Here is a 3,685-nt window from a genome sequence, read left to right on the forward strand (position 1 = left end):
ATACTTTTTCTTTTTAAATCCTTCATACTTTTTTCTTTCTCCCCCTTTAAATAACAAAAAGGATATGCTTTAGCCCTTTAAAAGCTGAAAGGCATACTCTTTCTATATTTCCCCTAAAATACCTTCCTATGTATATTATTTCACAATAAATTACAAAAACAGTCAAAGATATTCATATATTTTTCTAGTAAGTTTTACAAAAAAAATTGGTCAAACTTTTTTATAATATTTGTACACTAATTCACAACAATGAATCTATTTTTGACCAATCTTTTTTCAAAATATGAAGAGTTCTTCTTTAATAAAAACAACATTTTTAGCATACTTTGAATCAAACTTTATTCAAAACCAACAATTAAAACTAATATTAACATTTCCTTAACATAGAAAAGGTATGCTTTAACTGTAATACATAATTAAATAACGAGGAGGAATTAGAATGAAGAAAGTTTTAAAATCCCTATTTTTAGTGGTAGCCGGTTTACTAGTTTTCCTAAGTGGTTTGTTCCCGGGAACTTTAACTGGGTTTGCTGCAGAAAACAAAGACCAGTCGACGGTGGTAGATGTAAAAGCGATGACTTTTAATCTAAGATACAAAAATAACAATGATCCATCACCACACACTTGGGATGAAAGGGTTCCTACCATTAAAAGACTGATTGATATGGAGAATCCTGATATCATTGGGACACAAGAAGTGTTATATACACAACTACAAGATTTAGAAAATACTTTACCTAAGTATAATTGGATTGGTTTAGGTCGTGAAGGCGGAAATCGCGGAGAATACTCTGCTATTTTTTATAAAGAAAAAGATTACACCGTACTAGAGTATGATCATTTTTGGTTATCCGATACACCAGAAGTAAATGGTTCAAAAACATGGGGAAACAATATTCCAAGAATGGTTACTTGGGCTAAGTTTCTTGATAAAAAAAGCAACCAACAGTTCTATTTCGTCAATACACACTTTGATTACCAATCCGCCAATGCAAGAGAAAAAAGTGCAGAATTAATTCTTGAAGTAACAAAAGAATTTGATCCAGAGTTACCGGTTATATTAACAGGCGACTTCAATGCTGGACTAGATAGTCTTCCACACCAAATTTTAACAAGTGACGGAGCATTTGACGATTTATGGGAAACAGCTGAGACAAGAATCAATGAAGAATTAGGAACATTTAATGGTTTTGTTGATCCGACTGGTAAAGGACCTGACAACCGTATTGACTGGATTCTCGGGAAAGGAAACCTTATAACTAATGAAATTGAAATCGTTAACTATCAGAAGAATGGACAATTTCCAAGCGATCATTTCCCAGTGATTGCTGACATCTCCTTAACTTACAACAAATAAGAGAATAAAATGAGCCAAGACCATTGATATAGTTGAATGGTGTTTGGCTTTTTTTGAGTTACGGGGTATTGTGAAATAGAACTACTGTAAAGTAATATTGGAATAATCTTCCGATTGGGCGCGATTGTAGTAGATCATAGGCAGAAAATGATCAATCTTTTTTCAAAATGTATTCTTTTTATTTATCGTAAATTGGTGTTTAATGAGGTATTTTAATCAAACCTCAATTAATCAATTAAGGATTGGTGGTGCATTTTCTGTCACCTTAAACCTCTACACATTAATTAATCTATTAAGGACTGGCGGTGTATTTTTCGGGTTTGATTACTTTATTATAAAAAATTACAATGGGGTTGTTATTAAGGATTAGTGGTGTATTTTTGGATATGCCAAATAACCTTTCGGCTATTCTTATAAAAGAGAATAATAGCTGGCTTTACTAAAAATTGTAATAGAGTTTTGTTTCAAAATATTGTTCTTTATTAAGAATTTGAAGGGAGTGGTTATTGTGAAAAAAGCAATTTTAGGATTTTCTTTAGCAAGTGCTTTGTTAATTCCAACTGGCGCATTTGCAGACAGTCAAGAAAATAGTCAACAAGTTGTAAAAAAAGAAGTTTATGATAATAACAAGCTACCTGAAAAAAACTTTACACCACAATCATTAAACCCGAATGAAAAAAACTCACTAGCAGCAGCACCGTATTGGCGTGCTAAATCTGGGCAGTATTCATTAGGTGGAACATGGAGTACATCTGATTCATATACAAGCAGTTCAATGTCTGCGAAAAAATCTATTACTCGAATTTATGCTAAGACAAAGCATTATGTAGATGGTGGATTTCGTGGTAGTAAAGCCGACGAACAGTATAATACCAGTCATGCAGGCGCCGAGATAAACAAAGGAGCTTGGATTGTCGGAGATGATGAGGCTTATGGAGACCACCAATTTGAACTCTCTGGATACCAGTCTTGGTACACTGAAACTTACGTTCCGTGAGTTTGAATAATAAATTTTACTAAGTTTTAATTGTAAATTTATACTAAGAAAGGAGTATGAATATGAAAAAAATTATAGCGTCACTATCTGCGGCTGCCTTTCTTATACTTCCGTTTAATGGCTTAGTCCAAGCGGAAGAGAAAAAGGTGGAATCGACTGTTCATGATAAGGCTAAGGTTTCAAGTAAATCATTTTCACCAGCATCATTAAATCCTAATGCTAATACGTTAGCAGCAGCACCGTATTATGCTGCAAAATCAACTTTTTCTTATTCAAATGGAGGAATTTCTACTTCAGACTCGTATACTAGTAGTAGTAGGTCTTCAAAAAAATCAATTGATTACATTTATGCTAAAGCTAAAATATATGTGAATGGTATATTTAAAACTTCATCAAGCGAAGGAAATTATAATTCTTCACATGCAGGGGCGCAAGGTTTTGCAGGTGAGACTTGGTTTGAAGACGGTGAAACTTATGGTAACCACAAGTTTCAACATAGTGGTTACCAGACTTGGGAGCCGGACACATAAGGAACTTGATAATAATCCTTTAGAGCAAATTAGAATTAAATTTCTAATTTGCTCTTCCTGTTTATCAAATTATAACGAGGTGATCGCGTGAAAAGAAAAACTTCCTTTTATGTAATTATTGTAATAGTCCTTTTGTTAATAAGTGGTTGCTCTAAAGGGGTAGAAAAAGAAGTGAAACCACAACAAACAAGTATTAAATTAGAGAATACATCTTTTAATTCCAAAATTGAAAGTACTGCTAATAGAGATAAAATGCCAAACACCAAGAGTGGGGGAATTAGTTTAGGGTTATATAATTTAGATGGAAATATTGAACCGAAATTTAATCTTGAAATAGAAGAAAATCAAAGTATAAAAAAATTCCTTACAATTGGTAATTTGATTGAGAAAGACAGAGTATACAAGATAATGTNNATTATAAACAGGAAAAATTCAAAGTAGACAATAGAGAGGCGAGTAAAGAGTTCACTTTTAAAATGAAAGCCGGAGAAACATTAGAAATACCCTTTGAAATTTCACCTCAAAAAAAGGGGTTACACGATATATTATTTGTAATCGCTAAGTATCCAGATAATAAAAGACTTGATGAAGATTACAGGAAAAATACGGATCTAACAAATCTCCTATTTTATAGATTCAGTACAGTGGTAGGTGGGGATGATTCATTACCTGAAAATATTAAATTTAATGAGTACGGCGAGAAGAAACAGACAGACAATCTGGATGGGCTGTTTATGTCAAAAGAAGATGATTTTAAACGCTGGCTAACCCAAAATGTTTCTAAGAACGAAACGTTATCAT

General features: G+C 32.8%; 3 protein-coding genes and 1 pseudogene. All 4 read left to right on the forward strand.

All coding sequences use genetic code 11. The features are described from left to right. Window positions 1-439: 439 nt before the first annotated feature. Window positions 440-1,357: an endonuclease/exonuclease/phosphatase family protein gene (locus tag V7038_RS28330; RefSeq protein ID WP_335696000.1), complete on the forward strand. Its 918-nt coding sequence runs from the start codon at window positions 440-442 to the stop codon at window positions 1,355-1,357. A 508-nt stretch (window positions 1,358-1,865) separates the two neighbouring features. Continuing rightward, window positions 1,866-2,354, forward strand: coding sequence for a hypothetical protein (locus tag V7038_RS28335; RefSeq protein WP_070129433.1), 489 nt, complete (start codon window positions 1,866-1,868; stop codon window positions 2,352-2,354). 62 nt (window positions 2,355-2,416) lie between these two features. Beyond that, window positions 2,417-2,884 carry a hypothetical protein gene (locus tag V7038_RS28340; RefSeq protein WP_335696001.1) on the forward strand — a complete coding sequence of 156 codons (468 nt, stop codon included), beginning with the start codon at window positions 2,417-2,419 and terminating at the stop codon, window positions 2,882-2,884. A gap of 476 nt (window positions 2,885-3,360) precedes the next feature. Beyond that, window positions 3,361-3,685, forward strand: a pseudogene (locus tag V7038_RS28345) (hypothetical protein); the annotation flags it as partial.

It is taken from the genome of Bacillus sp. JJ783 (assembly GCF_036963225.1).
In the GTDB taxonomy this organism is placed as follows: Bacteria; Bacillota; Bacilli; order Bacillales; family Bacillaceae_G; genus Bacillus_A; species Bacillus_A cereus_U.

Coding starts and splice junctions, on each gene's coding strand:
- V7038_RS28340 (WP_335696001.1), top strand. CDS start 2,417: ATGAAAAAAATTATAGCGTCACTATCTGCGGCTGCCTTTCTTATACTT.
- V7038_RS28330 (WP_335696000.1), top strand. CDS start 440: ATGAAGAAAGTTTTAAAATCCCTATTTTTAGTGGTAGCCGGTTTACTA.